General features: G+C 41.3%; 21 protein-coding genes. 2 read left to right on the top strand and 19 right to left on the bottom strand.

Going from position 1 to position 23372, the window contains the following annotated elements; genetic code table 11:
- Window positions 1-7: 7 nt before the first annotated feature.
- The 11 genes from J3U64_RS01865 to dapA form a co-directional block, all read right to left on the bottom strand.
- The gene (locus J3U64_RS01865) at window positions 8-598 is read right to left on the bottom strand and encodes a biotin transporter BioY (RefSeq protein WP_267408088.1); all 591 of its coding nucleotides are present in this window, start codon (window positions 596-598) and stop codon (window positions 8-10) included.
- 83 nt (window positions 599-681) lie between these two features.
- A complete protein-coding gene (hslU, locus tag J3U64_RS01860; RefSeq protein ID WP_267408087.1) occupies window positions 682-2019 on the bottom strand; it encodes an ATP-dependent protease ATPase subunit HslU in 1338 nt (445 codons plus the stop codon).
- 58 nt (window positions 2020-2077) lie between these two features.
- Window positions 2078-2611 carry an ATP-dependent protease subunit HslV gene (gene hslV / locus J3U64_RS01855; RefSeq protein ID WP_100139982.1) on the bottom strand — a complete coding sequence of 178 codons (534 nt, stop codon included), beginning with the start codon at window positions 2609-2611 and terminating at the stop codon, window positions 2078-2080.
- Between the two features lie 228 nt (window positions 2612-2839).
- Window positions 2840-3397 carry a hypothetical protein gene (locus J3U64_RS01850; RefSeq protein ID WP_267408086.1) on the bottom strand — a complete coding sequence of 186 codons (558 nt, stop codon included), beginning with the start codon at window positions 3395-3397 and terminating at the stop codon, window positions 2840-2842.
- Between the two features lie 256 nt (window positions 3398-3653).
- Window positions 3654-4472: a symmetrical bis(5'-nucleosyl)-tetraphosphatase gene (locus J3U64_RS01845; protein WP_267408085.1), complete on the bottom strand. Its 819-nt coding sequence runs from the start codon at window positions 4470-4472 to the stop codon at window positions 3654-3656.
- Window positions 4473-4539: 67 nt separating this feature from the next.
- The gene (locus tag J3U64_RS01840; RefSeq protein ID WP_267408084.1) at window positions 4540-4926 is read right to left on the bottom strand and encodes a RidA family protein; all 387 of its coding nucleotides are present in this window, start codon (window positions 4924-4926) and stop codon (window positions 4540-4542) included.
- Between the two features lie 38 nt (window positions 4927-4964).
- Window positions 4965-6164 carry a radical SAM family heme chaperone HemW gene (gene hemW, locus J3U64_RS01835; RefSeq protein WP_267408083.1) on the bottom strand — a complete coding sequence of 400 codons (1200 nt, stop codon included), beginning with the start codon at window positions 6162-6164 and terminating at the stop codon, window positions 4965-4967.
- On the bottom strand, window positions 6157-6768 hold the full coding sequence (rdgB, locus tag J3U64_RS01830; protein ID WP_267390122.1) for an RdgB/HAM1 family non-canonical purine NTP pyrophosphatase: 612 nt from the start codon (window positions 6766-6768) through the stop codon (window positions 6157-6159). Before rdgB ends, hemW begins: the two co-directional genes overlap by 8 nt.
- A complete protein-coding gene (locus J3U64_RS01825; protein ID WP_323811376.1) occupies window positions 6761-7000 on the bottom strand; it encodes an NGO_0222 family membrane protein in 240 nt (79 codons plus the stop codon). The genes rdgB and J3U64_RS01825 overlap by 8 nt, the downstream gene beginning before the upstream one ends.
- A 1700-nt stretch (window positions 7001-8700) precedes the next feature.
- Complete coding sequence (gene bamC, locus J3U64_RS01820) at window positions 8701-9849, bottom strand: outer membrane protein assembly factor BamC (protein ID WP_267408082.1); 1149 nt, start codon at window positions 9847-9849, stop codon at window positions 8701-8703.
- 46 nt (window positions 9850-9895) lie between these two features.
- On the bottom strand, window positions 9896-10771 hold the full coding sequence (gene dapA, locus J3U64_RS01815) for a 4-hydroxy-tetrahydrodipicolinate synthase (protein ID WP_267408081.1): 876 nt from the start codon (window positions 10769-10771) through the stop codon (window positions 9896-9898).
- A 223-nt stretch (window positions 10772-10994) separates the two neighbouring features.
- Here dapA and J3U64_RS01810 point away from each other — a divergent pair, with 223 nt between their 5' ends.
- Window positions 10995-12389, top strand: coding sequence for a nucleobase:cation symporter-2 family protein (locus tag J3U64_RS01810; protein WP_267408080.1), 1395 nt, complete (start codon window positions 10995-10997; stop codon window positions 12387-12389).
- Window positions 12390-12466: 77 nt separating this feature from the next.
- Here the strand turns inward: J3U64_RS01810 and J3U64_RS01805 are convergent, their stop codons facing one another.
- The 8 genes from J3U64_RS01805 to J3U64_RS01770 all read right to left on the bottom strand — a co-directional run bounded on the left by J3U64_RS01805 (window position 12467) and on the right by J3U64_RS01770 (window position 22008).
- Window positions 12467-13864, bottom strand: a complete 1398-nt coding sequence (locus J3U64_RS01805) for a DHA2 family efflux MFS transporter permease subunit (RefSeq protein ID WP_267408079.1) — start codon at window positions 13862-13864, stop codon at window positions 12467-12469.
- Between the two features lie 516 nt (window positions 13865-14380).
- The gene (locus tag J3U64_RS01800; protein WP_267390128.1) at window positions 14381-15127 is read right to left on the bottom strand and encodes a phosphate/phosphite/phosphonate ABC transporter substrate-binding protein; all 747 of its coding nucleotides are present in this window, start codon (window positions 15125-15127) and stop codon (window positions 14381-14383) included.
- 1 nt (window position 15128) lies between these two features.
- Entirely contained in the window at window positions 15129-15632 is a 504-nt protein-coding gene (locus tag J3U64_RS01795; RefSeq protein WP_267390129.1) for a PAS domain-containing protein, read from the bottom strand.
- Window positions 15633-16062: 430 nt separating this feature from the next.
- Entirely contained in the window at window positions 16063-16425 is a 363-nt protein-coding gene (locus J3U64_RS01790) for a roadblock/LC7 domain-containing protein (RefSeq protein WP_100139998.1), read from the bottom strand.
- A gap of 886 nt (window positions 16426-17311) precedes the next feature.
- Window positions 17312-19297 (bottom strand): DNA topoisomerase IV subunit B, encoded by a 1986-nt coding sequence (locus J3U64_RS01785; protein WP_267408078.1) that lies wholly within the window; start codon window positions 19295-19297, stop codon window positions 17312-17314.
- 126 nt (window positions 19298-19423) lie between these two features.
- Window positions 19424-19963 carry an RNA pyrophosphohydrolase gene (locus J3U64_RS01780; RefSeq protein ID WP_267390132.1) on the bottom strand — a complete coding sequence of 180 codons (540 nt, stop codon included), beginning with the start codon at window positions 19961-19963 and terminating at the stop codon, window positions 19424-19426.
- Window positions 19964-20244: 281 nt separating this feature from the next.
- A complete protein-coding gene (locus J3U64_RS01775; RefSeq protein WP_267408077.1) occupies window positions 20245-20388 on the bottom strand; it encodes a hypothetical protein in 144 nt (47 codons plus the stop codon).
- A gap of 285 nt (window positions 20389-20673) precedes the next feature.
- Window positions 20674-22008 (bottom strand): DEAD/DEAH box helicase, encoded by a 1335-nt coding sequence (locus J3U64_RS01770; RefSeq protein ID WP_267408076.1) that lies wholly within the window; start codon window positions 22006-22008, stop codon window positions 20674-20676.
- Between the two features lie 415 nt (window positions 22009-22423).
- Between J3U64_RS01770 and J3U64_RS01765 the strand changes: the two genes are divergently transcribed.
- Complete coding sequence (locus tag J3U64_RS01765) at window positions 22424-23371, top strand: class I SAM-dependent methyltransferase (RefSeq protein ID WP_267408075.1); 948 nt, start codon at window positions 22424-22426, stop codon at window positions 23369-23371.
- Window position 23372 lies beyond the last annotated feature (1 nt).

Genomic DNA, 23372 nt, shown 5'->3' with positions numbered 1-23372 from the left:
TTGAAACTTAATGATTCAGTGACCCAGAATGCCGCCACAAGGCAAACATGATTAAACTGGCTATAAAAAATTTAAGTAAATCAAAACCGGCAAAGGGTAGATAGCCAAGTTCTACTGCATGATAAATGCCGATATGCAGATAAAATGTCAGATAAACAACTCCAAACACAAAAATAATTTGATGTGCCAGAGCAAATGCACATAAGCCGCTGAGAAAATGCCGATCATAGCCTCGCTCAGCAGCCAGTCCAGCCAGATAGGCACTGACAACAAATCCGTATAGGTAACCTGCAGAAGCCGATACCAGTACGTTAATGCCGCCATGGCCGCCAGCAAAAAATGGCAATCCGCATGCACCAAGTAGTAGATACTCAAGTATAGCCAAAACTCCAAGCTTGCGCCCGAGGCCGGCACCGGTCAGTAATACTGCTAGTGATTGCAGGGATAATGGCACTGGCTGCAATGGGATACTAATATTGGCGGATAAAGCTATCATTAATGCGGCGATGGTGGTGGCCAGTAGCTGGGACTGCCATCCTGTTATTAAATAACGTTGCTGAAGATAAGGTTGATGGGTTTGAGTCAGTGTAGTATTCATGAAACGCCGTCGATATAATTGAGATACGGTGAAGAGATAATCAGCCAGATAAAAAAAGCGGCCGCAGCCGCTTTATTGATGATTTATAGTACGTATCGAGCCAGATCTTCGTCTTCGACTATATCCTGCAAACGCGCATTAACATAAGCTGCATCAATGGCGATGTCTCCTGCAGGCGCTTCAAAGGATACTTCTTCGAGTAGCTTTTCCATAACCGTGTGCAAGCGGCGTGCGCCAATATTTTCGGTTTTTTCATTCACTTGAAAAGCAATTTCTGCAATCCGAGCAATACCATCTTCGGTAAATTGTAATTTCACATCGTCAGTTGCCAGTAAAGCTGTATATTGTTCAGTCAGATTGGCATTTGTGCTGGTCAGGATGGCTTTAAAGTCGTCCACACTTAAATTTTTCAGTTCCACGCGAATGGGAAAGCGGCCTTGTAATTCTGGTATCAGGTCGCTGGGACGACTGAGATGAAATGCACCAGAAGCAATAAACAGCACATGATCAGTTTTAATCATGCCATATTTGGTTTGAACGGTTGTACCTTCCACAAGTGGGAGTAAGTCGCGCTGAACGCCCTGACGTGATACGTCGCCACCATGGCGGTTGCTGTCTGTAGCAATTTTGTCAATTTCATCCAGAAAGACAATACCGTTCTGCTCTACTGCTTTGATGGCTTGTTCACGTAATTCATCCTCGCTGATGAGTTTGGCAGCTTCTTCATCCAGCAATATCTTCATCGCTGCGCTGACTTTCATTTTCTGCGCTTTGGTTTTACCCTGACCCATGTTGCTAAACATGTCTTGCAGCTGGTTGGTAAAATCTTCCATTCCTGGAGGACCCATTACCGACATGGCTGGTGAAGGAGTGGCGGCAATTTCAACTTCAATTTCTTTATCATCCAATTCTCCTTTACGTAACATCTGCCGGAATTTTTGCCGTGTATGATTTTCCGGTTGAGCCTCCTGTGGTTCTCCTGCAAAGCCAACTGTGCGTGGAGGAGGTAGTAGCGCATCTAAAACGCGGTTTTCTGCGGCATCCTGAGCTCGGTCGCGGTTTTTTGCAATGGTCTGGCTGCGGATGTTTTTTAAGGCTATTTCAATCAAATCGCGAATGATGCTGTCTACGTCGCGGCCGACATAGCCAACTTCAGTAAATTTGGTAGCTTCTACCTTGATAAAGGGTGCATTGGCCAGACGGGCAAGACGGCGTGCAATTTCGGTTTTACCTACGCCGGTAGGGCCGATCATGAGAATATTTTTCGGGACAATTTCACTTTGTAATGGTTCGGCAACTCTGCTGCGGCGGTAGCGGTTTCTCAGTGCAACCGCTACTGCGCGCTTGGCCTGATTCTGGCCGATAATGTGTTTATCCAGTTCATGAACGATTTCGTTTGGTGTCATTACTACTGTACTCATCTTGTTCCTATCATAGGGCTGAACCGATGCTAATGATTTAAACTATCGGTCAAGACAATTATAAGGTTTCGATTGTATGGCTCTGGTTGGTGTAGATGCAGATATCACCGGCAATTTCCAGTGATTTTTTAACCACCACTTCAGGTTCAAGTTCCGTATTTTCCATCAGTGCCCGCGCAGCAGACTGCGCGAATGCACCACCGGAACCAATCGCAGCAATGCTTTGTTCTGGTTCAAGTACGTCACCATTACCAGTAATCACTAAGGTATTTTTTTTGTCGGCTACAATCAGCATGGCTTCCAGTCGGCGTAAAGCGCGGTCGGTACGCCATTCTTTGGCCAGCTCAATGGCAGCCAGCATCAGCTTGCCCTGATGTTTCTGTAATTTGCTTTCAAACAGTTCTATAAGTGTGAAGGCATCGGCAGTACCGCCGGCAAATCCAGCCAGCACTTGATTGTTATAAAGTTTCCGTACTTTACGTGCAGTACCCTTAATAATAGTGTTCCCCAATGTCACTTGACCATCGCCACCGATGGCGACGTTTTCGCCGCGCCGAACGGAAATAATGGTGGTGCCGTCAAATTGTTGCATGTCTTATGATCCTTTGCTGATCAACAGTCGCCATAACTGTTGGGAAAAATAACTGCCTTTAAATAAGGGCGCTGATGCAGGCTTTCAAGACATCAGGATGAGAGTAAATAGGCCTAATATATATGTCTGAAGTATGAATTGCCTGATACAGCCAAAAATTTAAGCCTGAATTGCATCAGTAAAAAAAAACGGCAACCTCTGTGGCTGCCGTTTTTTAAACATGGTTACTTATTTTTTGTGTTTGTATACTTTTTTGGTAGTTACAGTTTTAGTAGTTCTAACAGTTTTTGTTTTTGCAGGAGCTGCAGCGACAGCAACGGTACCATTATCAACTACACAGTTTTGAGTAACGATTTGCGGAACAATTCTTTCCTGACCATTAACAACCTGTTTGCTAGGCTGTAATAAGCCTAAAGCGCCTACTTTATCTACAGTATCGCTAGTAGCAATTGCTGTTTTCCAAGTGATACCTTCAGGAGAAACGAATGTATTGTAATTTACGTCACGCGCATCACGCATCATCACTGGAGAAAGTTTACCCTGATAGTTTACCTGTGCAGCCACAACGTTTTGGCCTTGTAGACCATACATTACACGTAAGTTGTTTTTAGCGTTGCCAGTACCGCATAAGTAAGAAACTTCTTTACGTCCGTCAATCTGTACATTGGCAGTAGTAGCAGCGGCAGTTGCAGTTGATTGTGCAGCGGGGGCTTTGTGATGAGATTTGGAAGCACAACCAGTCAGTGCAATCATTAACAACACAGCAGGAACTAGAACTTTTTTCATGACAACTCCTTCAAGTATTTATGAATAAATTATTAGATAACATAAGCCATGATACTTGGCTTAGGTAAAGAAGCAATAGATGTATCTTAGTCTTTTTTAGCTAATGTAGGTTAGTATTAAAAATGACTAAATAAACGTTATCGTTACTGAGTTAATAGTACATGATTAAAAAACTCTGCACAACTCAATGTTTTAAGAACATAAACTATTTATCACTTTGATAAAGGTAATATTTTAATTATTATTTTACCGGCATTTAATTTTCAAAATTTAACTTTGTTTGACTTGGTGTCTGTACCACGCTTCCGTTTTTAAGGTTGTAAGCTGTGAGACTTCCGCCCCATAGTGCTCCGGTATCGACACAAACAACATTGTCTTGATGGTACAGTCCTAATGCTGACCAATGGCCAAATAAAATAGTTCTGTCTGTGTTTTGTCTCGCAGGTGCTTTGAACCATGGCATTAACTGAGATGGAATATCACCAAGCATACCTTTGTAATCAAAATCCATGGCGCCATCAACGGTAAGTGCACGCATACGTGTGAAGCTGTTAGTAATAAAACGCAGCCGTTCATCGCCATTGAGGTTGTTGTTCCAGCGTACAGGTTTATTGCCATACATACGGGCAAAAAACTCTTGAGGATTGTTTTGTAATACGGTTTCCACTTCTACCGCTAGCCGTTGTGCCTGTTTGCAGTTCCATTCCGGCCAAATACCAGCATGCACCAGCACATAATCTTCTTCCTCACGGTAAAGAGGTTGCTGGCGTAGCCAGTCAATTAAATTTGTTCTGTCTGGGGCATTGAGAATGTCACTGATGGTGTCGCCACGCTTGAGTTTGCCATGACCGTAATGCAATGCGAGTAAATGCAAATCATGATTGCCGAGAATAGTCTGCATACAGCCATCATGCTGTTTGACCAGACGCAATGTGGCCAGAGACTGGGGGCCGCGATTGACTAAGTCACCAGTGAGCCAGATAGTGTCGGTACCGGGATTAAAATTTAGTTTATTTAGAAGCTGTTGAAATTCAGTCAGACAGCCTTGTATATCGCCAATCACATATTGCGCCATATTTACTCTCCAGTTCGTTCAGCTACAGGCAGTCTCAATACTTGCCTGTGCTGAACGAATCTGACTGTTATTTTTCTAATACTAGTATAGCTTCAGCTTCTACCAGTACGCCTTTAGGTAACGCAGATACTTCTACCGCGGCACGAGCTGGAAAGGGTGCAGTAAAGTATTGCGCCATAATTTCGTTGAAGGTGGCAAAATTGCTTAAATCAGTGAGATAGGCGTTTACTTTCACCAGGTCATTCAGATTACCACCGGCTGCCTGTGCTACAGCCTGTAGGTTTTTGAATACTTGATGAGCCTGCTCAGCAAAGCCGCCTGCAACAACTTGCATGGTCTCTGCTACCAAGGGAATCTGTCCAGACAGATATACTGTATCCCCTGCACGGACAGCCTGCGAATATGCGCCGATAGCAGCGGGTGCCTTATCAGTATGAATAATGGTTTTGCTCACAATGCTACTCCTTCGTATTAAAAGGGTTATCAAAAAAATCAGGCTTTCAGAAATAAAGCCAACAAGTCATTGAGAAAACTGCGTCCGAGTGTTGTAGGGCGCAGAAAAAATGGGTTGGCATCTAGTAAACCGCGTTTAACAGCTTCACTGACAGCTTGCCGGATTACCGACAGCGGAAGTCCGGTACGCTCATTGAACCATGCAGTAGGCACACCATCTGTTAAACGTAAAACATTAAGCATGAATTCAAATGGCAAATCCTCGGCAGCAACTGACTGGCGGCTAATGGCGCGTTGTGGTTGCTGCTGCATGCTTTGTATATAGTCTTTGGGATGGCGGCTGCGGGTGGTGCGCACGATTGACTGAGCGCTGGATATTTTACCATGTGCTCCGGCTCCGATACCGATATAGTCACCAAACTGCCAGTAGTTCAGATTATGCTGACATTGCTGATGCGAACGGGCAAAAGCCGAAGTCTCATAATGAATAAATCCGGCTTGCTTTAAAGCTGAATGCACGACTTCTTCTATATCGGCAAGGTGGTCTTCGTCTGGTAATTGTGGCGGCGGAGTATGGGTAAAAGGAGTGTTAGGCTCAAGAGTTAACTGATAGGCACTGATATGCTGTACACCAGTGGCAAGAGCTGCTTGAATATCTTCCTGTGCCTGCATAAGAGTTTGTTCGGGTAATGCATACATCAGATCTACATTTACTTTGGGAAACAGGGATAATCCGACTTCTATAGCTCTTAATGCATCATCGCGACTATGAATACGTCCCAATGTGGCTAGCTTATCGTCAGCAAAACTTTGTACACCAATTGACAGACGGTTAATACCGGCTGCAGCATACCCGGCAAAGCGTTGGCGTTCAAAGGTGCCTGGATTAGCTTCCAGTGTTATTTCAGCAGCGGGCTGCAGATTAATGCGGGCACGTATACCACTCAACAATTGTTCCAATGACGCAGCAGATAGAAGACTGGGCGTGCCGCCACCGATAAAGACAGTATGTACCGTCCTACCCCAGAAATAGGGAAGCTCGGCCTCAAGATCGGTAAGTAAAGCTGAAATATAAGCCCGTTCATCAAGCTCTTGTTTCAACTGATGCGAATTGAAATCACAGTACGGACACTTACGCACACACCAAGGTACATGGATATACAGGGATAAAGGAGGTAAATTTGTCAAATTGGGCGTGGCTGTCTGGTTATTGTGCAATGGTAGAGAAAACTCAGACATGCAGATTTAAACCGGATTGTTGCTTTAATTTAGTGAGTAAAATATTTAGCGCCTGCGCACGATGGCTGACACGATTTTTTTCGTCTTGACTCATTTGTGCTGCTGTGAGGTGCTGTTCGGGAAGATAAAAATGCGGGTCATAGCCAAAACCATTGTTTCCAGTGGCCGTGGATTGCCATAATCCCCTCCAGATGGCATCAGCAATCACTGGCTGTGGATCATCTGGATGGCGTACAAGCACCAATACACAGACGTAAAATACAGTTTTATCGCTGAATGGTTGTAAGTCGGCATCCAGTTTGGCATTGTTAGCTGAATCTGATTTGGGTTCTGTACCGGCATAGCGGGCGGAATAAACTCCAGGTGCTCCCTTTAGTGCATTGGCACAGATACCTGAATCATCTGCCAATGCCGGTAAGCCGCTATAGCGGCTGGCATGGCGGGCTTTTGCTAAAGCATTTTCAACAAAAGTAATATATGGTTCTGGACATTCTGGAATATTGAATTCAGCTTGTGGCACTATTTCAATATTTAATGATTGTAGCAGACGCTTGAACTCAGTTAATTTACCCTGATTATTACTGGCAAGAACAATTTTATTCATGTTTAATATCTTTAGAAGATAAAGTCCGATATATTTGCTGGGCAGCACGTTCACGTAATGTGAATGCCAACGCTGCAAACTGACCTAATGCGCTAACAAATGCGAGTAAACAGCAAATCAGCGCAATATTGCGCTGATTTTGTACCCAATAATAGCAGCCCAATATTATCCAGCCAATAAACATGAATGTACATGATGCTAGAATAAGTAATAAAAGTTTGAATTTTGTCATTTACGCAGGCTCAAAAACAACAGTATAGCGACAAATATGTTTTATTACTTAAAATTTAATGATTTTACGTTGAATCAGTTTCACGTTTTGATTCAAAAAAATGTTAAATCGTTAACTAAATACAAATCTAATAAATGTGATGCCATTTAATACTTTAGGTATTAAGGTTTTTGTTTTGTCCTAGTTTGGATAATTTCAAGCTTAATGGAATATCTATAATTAAACAAAATATACTGATGATAAAGCATACAGTGCTGTATGTTGTAAGCTGTTGCTCTTTTTGAAAAAGAAAATAGCCAGTGAAAAACGACACTATAAATACAATAAAGCTAATGCTAAGGAGAATTATTATTCTGAACATGGTTTTTAAATAAAATGTATAAAAGAATAAAAAAATGTTATTTCATTGAAGTTTACCTTATTTAATCTTAAAATTCCATATGTATTTTATTTTTTCTAAAGATTGAATTCTAGTCAGTTTTTTGTGATGTTAAGAAGAGATTTCTGGCTAATATTAATCAGTTTAATTGTAAAGAGTGCAATAATAATCAAACCTGTAATAACTATTGCAAAGCAGCACAGGCTATACCATAAGGGATAACGGATATCTGCAAAAAGGATAGTACCCAATATAAAAGCTTCAATAAACATGAATATACATGACGATAGAATAATTAATAAAATTTAAATTTTGTCATTTACTCAGGTTTAAAAACAACTGTATAGCAACAAATTCTTTATTACTAAGGCATTAGGTGATTTTGCGTTAAATCAGTTTCACGTTTTAATGCTGAAAGATGTTAAAGCGTTAACTGTATGCAATTCTGACAAATGTCATGCCATTTAATACTACTGATGAAAAAGCATACAGTACTATATGTTGTTAGCTGTTGCTCTTTTTGAAAAAGAGAAAAGCCAACGTAAAAGGACACCATAAACAGAATAAAGTTAATGCTCAGGGGAATAATTATTTTAATCATTGTATTTAAAATAAGTATAAAAAATTTTAAAAATTGTTATTTAAGTGTATCTTGCCCCATGTGATCTTGAAATCATTTTGTATTTTATTTTTTCTAAAGATTGAATTCTAGTCATTTTTTTGTGATGTAAGAAGAGGTTTCTGGCTAACTTTAATCAGTTTAATTGTAAAGGGTGCAATAATAACCAATCCTGTAATACCTACTGCAAAACAACACAAGCTGTACCATAAGGGGTAACGGATGTCTGCAAAAAAGATGGTACCCATAATAAATGCAGCAATTATCAGTAAAGATAGAAAACTATAACTGATTATCATTTTTTTCATATCAGTCGATTCAAGAATTTTATAAGATGAAAGCAAGTGTAGCTTAATTGCCAGCTATTGTATCTGATGAAGCATTTTCCTAGGTAATGGTTCTTAAAAACTTAAGATTATTGTGTTGATACTGTTTTATTTATCAAAATAATTTGTAGTCACGATTTGATTATAAAAGAGTTGTCAAAAGTATCTTACAGTATTGTTTCACGGTAGTGTTTAACTCATATTTGAAGTTTCTAAAGAAAGATGAGCTATACCAAGCCAATAATGTAATTAACGATATTGATTTTTATATTAGGTTTGTATTTAGAGTTTAGCTGCTTGAAAAGTAAATAAAAAAATTTTGGGCAATGTTAAAAGGTTGCTGATAAAAAAGCCTGCTGTAGCAGGCTTTTGGTTTTTATCGCAACTGCTGATCAAGTTGCTGAATCCATTTTTTACCATCTTTACCGGTATAAGGTGTACCGTCAACATTGGCTAGACTGACGCGTGTTCCTCCATCTTTCAATGGTTGAGCCAGTACCATCAAACGCGGCTGCTCTTTAGGCTGTTGCTGGCGTTCGATTTTTTTGCTGCGACCAAACATGCGGCTAAACAGCCCCGGTTTTTTGTTGGTTACAGATGAGGCTTCGGCAGCGGCCACTTCCACAAGATAGGCATACTGGCTCTGATTTTCGCCAATAACATTTAGCCCTACGCGATCCAGTGCCAGAGCAACGCGGCGCCAGTTGCGTTCCTGTGGGCCAAGCAGATAAACACTACTGCCATCGGTTCTGGCCAAAGCGTTCTCATTCGGATTTTGCTGTTGAGCGGCTACCTGTTGCTGTACCTGTTTGGCATCTGCACCTAGATACTGCATGAAGCGTGCCAGAAATGCTGCTTCTAGTTCAGGTTCATTAGGGCGAGGCTGCCATGCGGTACTGTCACCATCTTTGCTGGTATAGACTTCTTTCATGCCTTTCTGGCTGAAGAATACATCAGTACCACCCTTATTGTTTCTTTCCAGCCGGATGGTAAACATATCACGTTCACCACTGGAGTAAACGCCACCCAAGCCAACTTTTTCAAATATACCGCGAATGGCATCCGAAGGCAGTTTGGCCCGATTTTCAGCCCAGTTGGTCTGCATTAGGCCGATAGATGGTTCTTCACGCTCTATAGTAAAGCCCTGTTCCTGCCAAAAAGCTTTTAATAGAGGCCATAACTCAGCAGCTTGTTTATTGTCTACCGTTAACCAGCGGATGCTGCCATCACGTTGAAAATGAATATCCGGTACTTGTGTCAATACCTGCGTATTGGCTGCGGGCTGGTTTTTGTTATTGCGTTTGTTCAGATCACTGGCACGGACGGCACCATTAATCAGCGAGCTGCCAGGAGCACTGAAACGATTACCTTGATTGGGATCAGTCAAATCTGGCGGCACATCCAGCTGAACAATTTTTTTATTGTCTGACTGATAATCGAGTTTAGGTAGGTTTTCTTTTTTGCTGGCACAGGCGGCAAGACTGGCTGCCAGCATGGTCAGGACAACGGTTTTACTTATATTCATATCGGCCACTTTCTGTGTGTATTTTTCTGATAGGGTAGGCTTATGTTCAGATTAAGCCGGCTTCGCGCATGGCAGCTGTTACTATGGTCTGTCCTGCTTCAGTCAGCTCCGTAATGGGCAGGCGGCATACCGGACTGATTTTACCGATCCGGGACAGTGCCCATTTAGTAGGTGCCGGACTGGGTTCGCAAAAAAGGTCGCCATGCAAACGCTGTAATTTATCATTCAGGCTTCGCGCACCGGCTATATCACCGCGTAGTGCAGCATGACACATGTCGGCAAACATTTTCGGAGCTACATTGGCTGTCACACTGATAACACCATGGCCACCGCATAGTAGGAATGCCATCGCGGTAGGATCATCGCCAGAGTAAACTGCAAAATTTTCGGGAACATGTTTAAACAGATAACAAGCTCGGCCGATGTTGCCAGTGGCTTCTTTGATTCCGACAATATTTTCTATCTGAGCTAGCCGCAAAGCAGTATCCGGTTGCATATCGGCAACAGTGCGTCCAGGCACATTGTACAAAATCATCGGAATAGAAGTAGCTTCAGCTATGGTCTTGAAATGGCGGTATATGCCTTCCTGATTGGGTTTGTTGTAGTAAGGCACTACTGACAGTGTCATATCCGCACCAGCTTGCTGTGCTTCTCGAGCAAGATAAATGGCTTCGTGCGTATTATTTGCACCTGTACCGGCAATCACTTTAATGCGTCCGGCTACGTGTTCTACAGCAGTTTTAATTACGTTTAGGTGTTCATCAACACTAAGGGTTGCTGATTCACCTGTGGTTCCTACAGCGACAATAGCGTCGGTACCGGATTCGATATGCCAGTCAATAAGCTGTTTGTATTGGTCGTAATCAATACTACCATCTGCATGCATAGGCGTTACGATGGCAACCAGGCTGCCTGTCAACATAATTCTACCCTTTACAGGAGAGCTAAAAATGTGATGATTGTAGCGTATTTTATCCCTTGATGGAAAATAGGCCGTTCATAATGTTTTTTGATAAAAGAGGTTTGCTTGAGTTAAAGATTTTATTACTCAATTGTCTGATGTAGATTAAATGTATCAGCTTAGCTTAAAATACGGGGCTTTATATTCGTTTTTTGCAAGTATAAAGTAAATAAGAAAGGTTGAAATGGCCGATAATCCCTCTGTTCTTAAACAAGAAGAACGCTCTGATCTGGTCTATGGTCTGGAGGATAAACCTCCAGTTTTTAATGGTTTGCTGAGTGCATTAACCCATTTACTCGCTCTATTCGTACCCATGGTGGCTCCGGCTTTAGTGGTGGGCGGCGCACTGAAACTGCCGGCAGATATGACTGCCTATTTGGTATCGATGTCTATGGTTGCATCAGGTGTCGGTACGTATATTCAAGTGCACCGTTTCGGGGTGATCGGTTCTGGGTTATTATCGATTCAATCGGTTAATTTTTCATTTGTTACTGTGATGATTGCGCTAGGATTGGGCATGAAGGAAAACGGGATGAATGAACAAGCCATGATTTCTACTTTATTGGGCGTCTCTTTTGTGGGCGCCTTTTTAGTAGTCGGAGCATCATGGCTATTGCCGTTTCTGAAAAAAATTATCACTCCTACGGTAAGTGGAGTAGTGGTATTGATGATAGGCTTAAGCTTGATTCATGTCGGTATTACTGATTTCGGCGGGGGGCTCACTGCTAAAGCTAATCATACATTCGGTTCATGGCCCAATCTTGCTCTTTCTACTTTTGTTCTTTTTACCGTACTGTTATTTAACTGCTTTCGCAATGCATGGTGGCGTATGGCAGGTATTGCGGTAGGTTTGATTTCTGGTTATGTAATCGCCATTTTTATGGGTATTGTTGATTTTTCCAATCTACATGATCTGCCGCTGATTACCATTCCAATTCCATTCAAATACGGTTTTGCTTTTGACTGGCATGCCTTTATGGTAGCAGGAACCATTTATCTTCTGAGTGTATTTGAAGCTGTTGGTGATTTAACTGCTACTGCAATGATATCCAATCAGCCGGTGGACGGAGCAGCATATACTAGCCGCTTGCGCGGTGGCGTCATGGCCGATGGCTTGGTTTCTGTAATTGCTACTGCACTTGGTTCATTACCGTTAACTACATTTGCTCAGAATAATGGTGTGATTCAGATGACCGGTGTTGCATCTCGCCATGTAGGTAAATACATTGCAGTGATTTTGGTGATATTGGGCTTGTTCCCTTGGGTTGGCGCAATTTTTACCACTATTCCGAGCCCGGTTCTTGGTGGCGCAATGGTGGTTATGTTTGGTCTGATTGTTACAGCAGGTATCCGTATTATTATCACAGCTGGTATTCGCCGCCGGGAAGCAGTTATCTGTGCTACTTCTTTAGGATTGGGGTTGGGCGTAGCTTTTGAGCCGGAAGTATTTGCTCAATTGCCTATTCTGTTTCAAAACCCGATTTGTATGGGGGGTATTGTGGCTATCATACTGAATATATTACTGCCCCATGATAAAAGTGAACCAGCAGTGTATTTGAGTGATGATATTCCTCATTAATTTATTTATGCTGAGTGGAAGACTGCCTTTTTAAGGCAGTCTTTTTATTATGTAAAAAATAAAACGTTACTAGTAATTTATTTTTCTCTGGTAAGTAGATTATCACCATCGGTAGGATGCAGACGAGCGAATATCCAGCTGGAAAGCAGGGTAAAGACGCCCAAAATAATGAATGTGACGCGAAAGGCACTAGTGATATTTTGATGAATAAAGCTGGCTCGGCTAAGGTTTTGTAAAAGTAAGGCACCGATAGCGATACCAAAACTTAAGGCAAGCTGCTGATTAACTGCCATTAGGCTAGTACCACTGCTTACTTGATTAGGCCGCAAATCAGCCAGTGTAATGGTATTCATACCGGTAAACTGTAATGAATTACAAGCACCGAGTACGCACAGATGAAGCAAAATAAGCCATTGTGGGGTAGCAGCACTGATAAATGCCAGAGACATTATAAGTATGCCGATGATACGAGTGTTCCATGCTAATGTGTTGCGGTAGCCGAAATGGTTCATTAATGGTTTCAGGAAAGGTTTGGCAAATATTGCAGCCAGTGCCAACGGCATCAGTAGCCAACCTGAATTGACCGCATCGTAGCTGAATGCAACCTGAAACAGTAAGGGTAATAATAAAGGTAAAGCACTCATACCCAAACGGCTGACAAGGTTACCGGCCAATCCGAGACGAAACGTGCGTACCAGAATCAGATGAGGTGGATACAAAGCGCGGTTGTTCTGGCGTGCATGTGCTAAATAGGCAAATAATGCACCGATTCCGGCAACTGCCATCATACAGCCGAAAAGAATGTTATTAGCGTGAGACATGGTTTCAAAGGTCAGAGTCATGCAAAATGCGGACGCAGAAAATAAAAAGAAACCCAATCCGTCAAAATAATTAGCCGGCCGGTTAAAATCGGGCATGATGTACCATGTGACCAGCAATCCCAGCAGACCAATTGGTACGTTTAATAAAAAAATCCAGTGCCAGCTCATATAGACGACCAGATAACCACCAATAATCGGTCCTAATACTGGGCCGATAAGTGCTGGCATAATGGCATAATTCATAACGGTAATCAGTTTAGAGCGGTCATAGGCTTGCATCATGGTTAATCGTGCTACAGGAGTAAGCATGGCACCACCCAATCCCTGAATAATCCTAGCTAATACCAGCAGGGGTAAATTGTTGCTGGCTGCACAGAGAACTGAACCGATAATAAATATGACCATTGATCCCATGAAGAGCTTGCGGGTACCTAATTTGTCCGATAAAAAACCTGACAACGGCATCATGATGGCCAGCGTCAGTGCATAGGCAATAATTGCCGATTGCATATTCAAAGGCGATTGTCCTAAATCCGCAGCCATGGAAGGCAGAGCAGTATTCAGGATGGTGGCATCCAGCTGCTGCATGAAAATAGCTATTGCTAGTAATATAGGCAAATAGCGTGAAGGTTTTGTTGTGCTAATGGTAGCCATTGAAGCTGTTGATAACGATTATGATTTAATCCATTATAACAGAATCATGTTGTGTTCCATTAAACAGCATTGATACATTATTAGTTGGGTATGCCAGTATGTTGCTATGAATTATGGCTGGTAAAAGCTGTACTGGTACCAAATATTGTTGAGCTCAGATATTGATGTTGATTATTCTCAATTGATTGGTTTTATATCTATATTTAAATGTTCAAATTATTAATAGAAAATAATTTTATTTATTTCAGATTTTTTTTCAAAAAATATATGTGTTGATTGTATTATTAGAAAAAGGTGAAAGTGTTAATTTTAAATTTCACCTAACTATATTTATGAAATTATAAGGTAAAGGAATTATTACACTTGATAAGTTGGTGAAAAAATATATTTTTATTCAGTATATTTGAAAGATAAAGAAGTCGATAACTTTATTCTTATCTTTTCTGATTAGAAAAATTCGGCAGCCAAAAATTAAACCGTATAGGTGGTATCCTATACGGTTTAATCCAAGCTTGATTACTTTCTCATGGTGTCTACAACGTCGATCATGAATTCCATTTCTTCTTCTGATAATGCAGTAAAGCCTTCAGGGAAGTTTAATGCTTTTACAATATTGGCGCCATCGGCATCATCGGCCATTTTACATAGCACATCTTTCAGAAGTTCAGCGTTGGAAACTGCATCAGGATGATACAGCATAACGTGTGAAACTTCGTTAATACGGCTCTTCAATAATACTTTCAGCTGATCTTTGGTGACTGAGTTGAAGCTATCATATACATCAGATTGGATAATTCCTACTTTTGCATGATGCCGAATTACACCTGAAGCAACCATCAGGAAATTATCTTTGCGTTTGATAACTAGTTCATCATCACTCAGATTAGCAGGTTCTAGCAGGCGTAACCCAATGAAATTAGCATCTTCATTATTTGAAAGTGCTAATTCTACAGTTCCTTTCAGATCTTCAATTGCATTGATGTCTGAATCGGCGGCTGCAACGATGACAATTTCGTCTGATTTATTTTTAGGTCTAACGAGCGGTAAATAACCTTGTTCACGTACATAAGTACCAGCAGCAAAAGGGTTAACAAAAAGCATAGATACTTTTTCTTTTTCCTGATGAGCTGTGACTTCATCAAACGAAGGAGGCATGATCAGTGATATATTTTGATCGCTTTTCTTTTGAAGGTAGTTATTGAGCAGATACCAGGTACTGAATTGGTCAGGCAAATAATCAGGTACAACCATTAAACTTAGCATATTATTTTCCTTCCTGTTCAGATTTCAGCATTTCTGCATACTTCGCGCTCATTTCATTTACTTTTTCGCGGCTCGGTTTGCGGCGGATTGAGCTATAGCCGATAACTTTGCCCTGACGCAGGTTGGGAATAACAGTTGCATATACCCAGTAATGACCACCGTCTTTGCGCAGGTTTTTGACATAGCCATACCAGCGTTCTTTTCTTTGCAAGGTAGCCCACATGTCGGCAAAGGGTGCTTTTGGCATATCTGGATGACGTAATAGGCAGTGCGGCGCGCCAATAATTTCATCACGGGTCCAACCACTGATATCAACAAATACATCATTGGCATGTGTAATGATACCGTCAAGATCAGTACGGGATACAATCAGTGCGCCATCAGGATAGGGAAATTCCTGATTGGTAACATATATTGTGGATTCCCCTTCTTGCTGATAATGTTTGATTTTATACTCTGTAGATTCGCTCTGAGGTTTTGGCTGAATCCAACGACTCATATCCATGTTAATTTGTCCTTCAATTTGGTTTAATCTGGTGAAGAATGAGTGTGCTTAATGTAAGCATTTCAGTGTTATTATGTTTTTGTAGCAGCTCTGTCTGTTTTGATGTTATACGTCAATTGCTGCTGAAAACTTCTGAATATGCTTTTCGGGGACAGAGTAATCTTCGCCCGATGTTTATATGCTATGCTTTAATCTAAAGGATGCTTAAAGATATTAAACTTTCTGTCATACAGTAAAACCGGTTTTTGCTTATATGAATTTGCCTGACAGCGATCAATCCTGTTTATGAAACCGGATTTGAACAATACTGAAAGATTAAACCAAATTTTCAGTGTTGTGCTGATTACAAAAACCGTTTTGGATATATCATTTATTTTGCATGTATGGCTTTAATTAGGCATGGCACATTTCAGGTTAAGCAAACTGAATATTAACCAAAATGATCAGCTAGTTCTTTCAATGCACGTTTAGCTTCAAACAGAATCAAACCTAATTTGGCTTCATGTGTTGTGGTGATGGTTAACAAGATGGCTTCAGATGCCTGAAACAGCAGCATATAGCCCTTATCTGTATGAATAATAGTATTATCCAAAGAACCTTTTAATACTTCTTTAGCAGAGCGGTTACCCAATGAAAGTAATGCCGCAGCCATGGCACCGATTCGGTCTTCATCCATGCCACTTTGCAGTGCTGAGGCGATTGGCAGACCGTCAGTAGAAATAACAGCAGAAGATGTAATGTCAGGTGTACTGTTTAGTGTTTTTAATACGCCTTCGATGAAATCATATTTCATGAAAATTCCTCTAAAATTGACTGTAACCGTGTTAATTATAAAGATGGGTGAATTTTTTTGCAAAAAAATGTTATTAAATTTTATCAATTATCTTTATAGATAATTCTTATTTTTATTTTCGATGCATTTTTTTTCTGATTTGACGTTGTATTGAAAGTAATATTCTGTAGTATTTGATCAGTCTATTTTATTGGTCTTCAGAAACTATTCTTTATTATAACATTATTCTAAATATGGACAAAATGCTGGATTGCTTAAAGAACATTTATTTGATTTAAATCAATATCCGTTTGACTTAAAGTTCAATTTTAAGTTGTGTGACTACTATGTATAAATATAAATTTACATATCTAATTAGCAAATAATATACGACTTTGTTGGCCATATTTTAATTAAATTAATATTAAATAAAATTTATGTTCATTTATTTTAATGACCTGGTGTTTAGAGTTTGCTTTATCTTCTAATTAGGGTATGTCTTTATATAGTTTGTGACTCTTGATTTGGTTATGCTGTGAGATGTTTTAATTTTGCTGGATTTTGTACCGATTATAATTCTAAAGTTTTGGGTAGATTTAGTCTGTATTGCATGAAGGTTCTTGCTATACAGAATTTGTTTCAAGTTTTTTATTCGTGATGTAAGTTGAGCATTGTTGAACAAGCTAATTATATTATTTAGCGGTAATGGTGATATATTATTTGACTATTAGCTTAATTCTTATAAATAAAAAAGCATTGATACGTATTTAACCATATAAATGTAACTACAGGTTGTTATTTGTTAAAAACCTGTAGTTACATTTATATAAAACTTCATTGCTTACGGATATGCTTTGATACAGAGTCTTATGTATTTAGGTCAAGCCGATATTGGTTATATGGTTAATTATATATCGGTTTCTACTTTATCTCCTTCTGCTTCCATCCATATGCGTCTGGATGATGCTTCTCCTTTGCCCATTAGTTTAACAAAGATGTTGCGGGTTTCGTTGCTGTCTTCTTCTCTTATCTGTACTTGTAAAAGGCAGCGGGTATCGGGGTTCATGGTGGTGTCTTTAAGCTGATCTGGATTCATTTCTCCCAGACCTTTAAATCGACTGATACTGTAGGCACTTTCTTTAACCTTTTCGCTTTGCAGTCGATCCAGAATGGTATCTAGTTCTGCCTGATCCTGTGCATAAAGTTTACGCGCTGGTTTATTTTTACCCTGTGCGTTGACATCCACTCTGAATAGAGGCGGCTGGGCTACGTAGATGTGTCCTGCATCAATCAGACGGGGAAAGTGGGTATAAAAGAGGGTAAGTAGTAGTACTTGAATGTGAGCACCGTCTACGTCGGCATCGGATAATATGGCGATTTTGCCGTAGCGAAGGCCGGATAAATCTGGATTATCATTTTTTCCGTGCGGGTCTACGCCAATGGCTACAGAAATATCGTGAATTTCTGCATTGCCAAATAACTGATCGCGATGAATTTCGAAGCTGTTTAATACTTTGCCGCGTAAGGGCAGGATGGCTTGGGTATTTTTATCTCTAGCTAGTTTGGCAGAACCGCCGGCAGAATCTCCTTCGACCAGAAAAAGTTCATTTTCACGTATATCTTCACTTTCACAGTCTGTGAGTTTACCTGGCAAGACGGCTACTCCGGATCCTTTTTTCTTTTCTATTTTTTTGGTTGAGCGCATGCGCGCCTGCGCCTGACGAATGGCCAGTTCGGCTATTTTTTTTCCAGTATCGATATTTTGGTTCAGCCAGAGCTCAAGCGGATCGCTGCACATAGCTGCCACCAGTTTGAGTGCATCACGGCTGGTGAGTTTGTCTTTGGTTTGTCCCTGAAATTGTGGATCCAGCAGACGGGCGGATAATACAAAAGCGACGCGGGAAAATACATCATCTGATTGAAGTTTTACACCGCGTGGCAGCAGGTTGTGGTGGTTAATGAAATTATTGACGGCGTGAAAGACGGCTTGTTTGAGACCTGCCTCATGTGTGCCGCCAAGGGCTGTGGGTATGAGGTTTACATAGCTTTCACTGGGTGCATTACCTTCTTCTACCCAGCTTAATGCATAAGCTGCACCTTCGCCTTGATTGAAATCTGTGTCATGGTTGGCGCCTAGATAATTTTCACTAGCAAAGATAGGTGTAGCGGTTTGGCTATCTGAGAGGAGATTCAGTAAATAACTTTTTAGGCCATTCGGATAGTGCCAGTTTTGTGTCTGTGCTTCATCTGTACCATTGATATACCGAGTAAGGGTGACGCTGATACCTGGCAGTAATACTGCTTTGGCACGCAATGTGCGTTCAAGTTCAGCTATGTTGTATTGTGGGTTGTCGAAGTAATGACCGTCAGGCCAGATGCGAACTTCTGTTCCACTATCTTTGGAGGTGCATTTGCCAATTTCAGTCAGGGGCTGAATAACTTCTCCAGCTGCAAAGACAATTTGATAAATTTTGCTGTTTCTTTTAACGGTGACTTCTAATCTGGTGGAGAGGGCGTTGGTAACGGAAACGCCGACACCATGTAGCCCGCCAGAGAATGCGTAAGCACCATCACCACTTTTTTTGTTAAATTTACCACCCGCATGAAGCTGGGTAAAAACCAGTTCGACTACGGGAACCTGCTCAGTTGGATGTAATCCAGTTGGTATGCCTCGTCCATTATCCTTTACGGTTACTGAACCATCCTGATTTAGGATTACGTCGATGTTTTGTGCATAACCGCCAAGTGCTTCATCGGCAGCATTATCAATGACTTCCTGAATGATGTGGGTAGGGCTGTCAGTTCTGGTGTACATGCCTGGCCGTTCTTTAACTGGTGCCAGACCTTTGAGTACGGTTACGCTAGATTCATCGTAAGTTATGGATTTGCTCATAATTTATTTCAGACTGGTAGTATTGCCAATATAGAACAAATTACCGTAAAAAATTTAATTTTTCGGTAATTTGTTTTTGTTTTGTGCTGGGATCAGGCAGGTGAATGCCGGCTGAATGACCGGCTTTTATTCAGCCAGTGAATATTTATCATCGTGGTTCTGACGGTTTTGTACGAATTCAGTCCACTCCGGTAGTTGATGCAGAAAACGCGACAATTCGTGCAGTGCATTAAGATAGACATTGCGTTTGAATTCTATCACTTCATCCACTGGTGCCCAGTACTGGTGCCAGCGCCATGCATCAAATTCGGGATGGTGGGTGGCACGCAGGTGGATATCACTCTCCCGTCCGGTCAGACGCAGCAGATACCATATCTGTTTTTGTCCTTTATAGGAACCTCGCCATTCGCGTTTAATCCAATGTGTGGGAACGTCATAACGCAACCAGTCACGAGTGCGCCCAATGATTTTGACATGATGTGGCAACAGGCCTACTTCTTCCATCAATTCGCGATACATGGCAGCTTCGGGACTTTCTCCCGGTTTGATACCACCTTGTGGAAACTGCCAAGAATGTTCGTGTACCCGTTTGCCCCAGAAAACCTCATTACGGTCGTTGGTGATGATTATCCCGACATTGGGGCGATAACCTTCTCTGTCTAACATGGTAGTTCGCCCAGAAAATAAACTGAATTTTCGCACAAATCGAGATAGGAAACCAGTTAGGATTGTTTGATGATGAGACAAGGCTATTTGCTTAATTAAATGCTTTTGGTATTTTTGTTGGTTTTATATTAAAGGATTTATCAAACAAGAGTAGAGCAGGTAATATGTTATGTTGATTGTATATTGCAATTGAGTCAGTATTGGATATATTGATTATCTGGATAATTATGAATCAAGCCATATCTGATCAATATGGCTTGTTATGTATTACCTAAGTACCATTACTGGTGCACAGTTTCAAATAGAAGAATATTTTTTTCGTTTTCTTCTGGAATCTGCTCTTTTGTATTAACGGGCTGAGTGTGCTGGTAAAATGCAGCTCGTTTGGCTGCCTGAAAAATTTGTAATCTTCGACGATGTTGCATAGTTAAATCCTTTCTCGCTTGTCGGTGTTGTGCACCAACTGTTGTCATTAATACTTGTTTTACAGGTACTACTATAAGGTGACAATGCTTATGCCTGCCTAAATATTATTATTGTGCTTTTAAATAGTTTTTGTTTTGTTATAAGAATATATTAGATATAACAAAAATTTGCAAGACAGTAAAGATGTTCTGTTTGATGATAAAAAACAGATATGGTCTGAACTTAATGATTTTGAAGTTATCAGGCAGCAAAAGCTGCCTGATAAATGTGTAGATAATTAAGAATTAATGTTTTGGTTGGCTGTTGCTGCTATGTCTATTTTGCGGATTGCTGCGCTGACGTCCTGCTTGGTTGCCTTGGCGCGAACGGTTGGGCTGTTGCTCATTATTATGGCGACGGCCGGTATTCCAGTTGCCGCTTTTGCTTTGGTTGCCAAATGAACGACGACCTTTATTAGCAAATTTACTCGAACGCTTGCGAGTGGGTTCCATGCCGCTGATGGTATGTTCCGGCAGTTTCCGATTGAGGTAGCGTTCTATTTTGTGAACTTTGATGTATTCGTTCACTTCAGCAAAAGTAATGGCCAAACCGGTGCGACCTGCACGGCCGGTACGTCCTATACGGTGTACATAATCTTCTGCCTGTTTGGGTAGGTCGTAATTGATTACATGCGTAATAGTAGGTACGTCAATACCTCGTGCAGCTACGTCTGTAGCGACCAGAATTTTAATTCGGCCTTTGCGTAAATCCATCAAGGTGCGGTTTCGCCAGCCCTGGGGCATGTCTCCATGCAGACAGTTAGCAGAAAAACCTTTTTCGTATAGTTCGTCAGCCAGTTGTTCGGACATAGCTTTGGTGGCGGTAAAGATTACTGCTTGATCGATACTGGCATCACGTAACAAATGATCTAGCAGGCGATTTTTATGACGAATATCGTCACAATATAGCAATTGTTCATCGATTTTGCCTTGTTTTTCTTCACGGGCAATATCAATTTTCTGAGGCTGGTTGGTTAGTTTCTGCGCCAGTTTGCCAACCATGCCATCCCATGTGGCTGAGAATAATAGGGTTTGACGTTCGGCAGGAGTGGCTGCGACGATGGTTTCGATGTCATCAATGAAGCCCATGTCTAGCATGCGGTCTGCTTCGTCCAGAATGAGGACTTCCAAACGCCCAAAATCGATGCGTCCCTGACGCATGTGATCCATTAATCGTCCAGGAGTAGCTACAATCAGGTCGATGGGGCGCGCTAAGGCTCGGATTTGTTGTCCGAAAGCGGTGCCTCCCACTAGGGTAACTGTGCGCAGCCAAGGCATATTTTTGCCGTATATCTGAGCATTTTTTTCGACTTGCTGGGCAAGTTCACGTGTGGGCGTTAATACCAGTGCACGCGGGCCTTTGCCGGATTTTTCGCTGCGTTTAAGCAATTTTTGTAACGTTGGCAAAAGAAAAGCAGCTGTTTTGCCTGAACCTGTCTGTGCAGAAACCATTACATCCTGATTATTTAAAACAGCGGGAATAGATTCCAGTTGTACAGGAGTTGGGGTTTCATATCCGGCAGCAGTGAGCGCGCTGGTAATTTGTTTGTCTAAATGTAAATCTGAAAAAGACAATGTCATGGTTTTCCTTTGGTTAAACGACCAACCAAACGTGATAATCTAGTTTATTTTGTTGAAAATAGATTACTGGAAACTGTTGCTAGCTTAAGCCAAGGAGGAAAGTAATATAAAGATAGCAATTGGTTGTCGTTAGCTTGTGTGTGGGTATTTTATACATCGACGACAACCAAGTAGCGAAAGCAATACTGCGGCTAATGGTAGATGGCGTTACATCATAAAAGAGATTCTGGATACGCCGGAATTAACTCAGGTTGTAAACGATGGTTTCAAATTATTCGTTAAATTATAAGTTATTTTGGTTTTTTTAGCAACCTGATGACTGGATGGTTATTTCAAACGCGCTGGGGAGATGGTGGTTTTTTCCGTTACAATGTAGGTATTAGGTTGTTTATGGCAGATATGTAAAGTTTTATTTATGAGTAATGATATAGGTGCTTTTGCTAACCGTCTTGGTAAGAATATTAAACATTTGCGTAAGTGGGCGCAGCGTCAGGGGCTGGAGGCATGGCGGATGTACGACCGTGATATTCCTCAATATCCGTTTGCGGTGGATATTTATAAGGATCAGGTTCATTTGCAGGAATATGATACTGGCTGGCTGATGCAGAAGGCAGAGTATGAGGAATGGCTGGGCGGGGTTATTGAGGCGATAGTGTTCGTTACAGGGCTGCCTGCAGACAATATTCATGTTAAAAGACGGGCGCGCCAGAAAGGTAAAGAGCAGTATGAAAAAACCGGTGCCGAAGGCACAGATTTTGTTATTCATGAATACGAACGTGCTTTTTGGGTAAATCTGGATAAGTATTTAGATACGGGTTTATTTATAGATCATCGTAATACTCGCAGATTAATCGGTAATCTAGCTGAAGGTAAACGTTTTTTGAATTTATTTGCTTATACGGGTAGTTTTACGGTTTATGCGGCCACCGGTGGAGCCATGTTGAGTGAAACAGTCGATTTGTCAAATACTTATCTGCAATGGGCGAAACGTAATTTTGAGCTAAATGGATTGGATAGTTTAAAGCATCAGATTGTGCGTGCTGATGTGTTCCTGTATCTGCAGCAGGCAGCTGAACTAAGCAGGCAGTTTGATTTAATTGTAATGGATCCACCGAGTTTTTCTAATAGTAAGAAAATGCGAGATATTCTTGATATTCAGCGGGATCAGGAAAAGTTGATTGATGGGGCGATGCATTTATTGGCGCCACAGGGGGTGTTGTTTTTCTCAAATAATCTGCGGAGTTTCACGTTGAATGCTGGTTTGCATCAACGCTACAGCATTCGGGATATTTCTGCAAATACTGTACCTGATGATTTTCGCAATACCCGCATTCACCAGTGTTGGGAGATCAGGCATCGATAAT

Origin of the sequence: Snodgrassella sp. B3800 (genome assembly GCF_026535865.1) — a bacterium.
GTDB lineage: Bacteria > Pseudomonadota > Gammaproteobacteria > Burkholderiales > Neisseriaceae > Snodgrassella > Snodgrassella alvi_E.
Note: the sequence above shows the minus strand (reverse complement) of the source record. Positions and strands in the feature narration are given on the sequence as shown.

Excerpts from the sequence above, each read along its gene's own strand:
- J3U64_RS01865 (WP_267408088.1), bottom strand. The coding sequence starts at position 598 with ATGAATACTACACTGACTCAAACCCATCAACCTTATCTTCAGCAACGT.
- hslU (WP_267408087.1), bottom strand. The coding sequence starts at position 2,019 with ATGAGTACAGTAGTAATGACACCAAACGAAATCGTTCATGAACTGGAT.
- hslV (WP_100139982.1), bottom strand. The coding sequence starts at position 2,611 with ATGCAACAATTTGACGGCACCACCATTATTTCCGTTCGGCGCGGCGAA.
- J3U64_RS01850 (WP_267408086.1), bottom strand. The coding sequence starts at position 3,397 with ATGAAAAAAGTTCTAGTTCCTGCTGTGTTGTTAATGATTGCACTGACT.
- J3U64_RS01845 (WP_267408085.1), bottom strand. The coding sequence starts at position 4,472 with ATGGCGCAATATGTGATTGGCGATATACAAGGCTGTCTGACTGAATTT.
- hemW (WP_267408083.1), bottom strand. The coding sequence starts at position 6,164 with ATGTCTGAGTTTTCTCTACCATTGCACAATAACCAGACAGCCACGCCC.
- rdgB (WP_267390122.1), bottom strand. The coding sequence starts at position 6,768 with ATGAATAAAATTGTTCTTGCCAGTAATAATCAGGGTAAATTAACTGAG.
- J3U64_RS01825 (WP_323811376.1), bottom strand. The coding sequence starts at position 7,000 with ATGACAAAATTCAAACTTTTATTACTTATTCTAGCATCATGTACATTC.
- bamC (WP_267408082.1), bottom strand. The coding sequence starts at position 9,849 with ATGAATATAAGTAAAACCGTTGTCCTGACCATGCTGGCAGCCAGTCTT.
- dapA (WP_267408081.1), bottom strand. The coding sequence starts at position 10,771 with ATGTTGACAGGCAGCCTGGTTGCCATCGTAACGCCTATGCATGCAGAT.
- J3U64_RS01810 (WP_267408080.1), top strand. The coding sequence starts at position 10,995 with ATGGCCGATAATCCCTCTGTTCTTAAACAAGAAGAACGCTCTGATCTG.
- J3U64_RS01805 (WP_267408079.1), bottom strand. The coding sequence starts at position 13,864 with ATGGCTACCATTAGCACAACAAAACCTTCACGCTATTTGCCTATATTA.
- J3U64_RS01800 (WP_267390128.1), bottom strand. The coding sequence starts at position 15,127 with ATGCTAAGTTTAATGGTTGTACCTGATTATTTGCCTGACCAATTCAGT.
- J3U64_RS01795 (WP_267390129.1), bottom strand. The coding sequence starts at position 15,632 with ATGGATATGAGTCGTTGGATTCAGCCAAAACCTCAGAGCGAATCTACA.
- J3U64_RS01790 (WP_100139998.1), bottom strand. The coding sequence starts at position 16,425 with ATGAAATATGATTTCATCGAAGGCGTATTAAAAACACTAAACAGTACA.
- J3U64_RS01785 (WP_267408078.1), bottom strand. The coding sequence starts at position 19,297 with ATGAGCAAATCCATAACTTACGATGAATCTAGCGTAACCGTACTCAAA.
- J3U64_RS01780 (WP_267390132.1), bottom strand. The coding sequence starts at position 19,963 with ATGTTAGACAGAGAAGGTTATCGCCCCAATGTCGGGATAATCATCACC.
- J3U64_RS01775 (WP_267408077.1), bottom strand. The coding sequence starts at position 20,388 with ATGCAACATCGTCGAAGATTACAAATTTTTCAGGCAGCCAAACGAGCT.
- J3U64_RS01770 (WP_267408076.1), bottom strand. The coding sequence starts at position 22,008 with ATGACATTGTCTTTTTCAGATTTACATTTAGACAAACAAATTACCAGC.
- J3U64_RS01765 (WP_267408075.1), top strand. The coding sequence starts at position 22,424 with ATGAGTAATGATATAGGTGCTTTTGCTAACCGTCTTGGTAAGAATATT.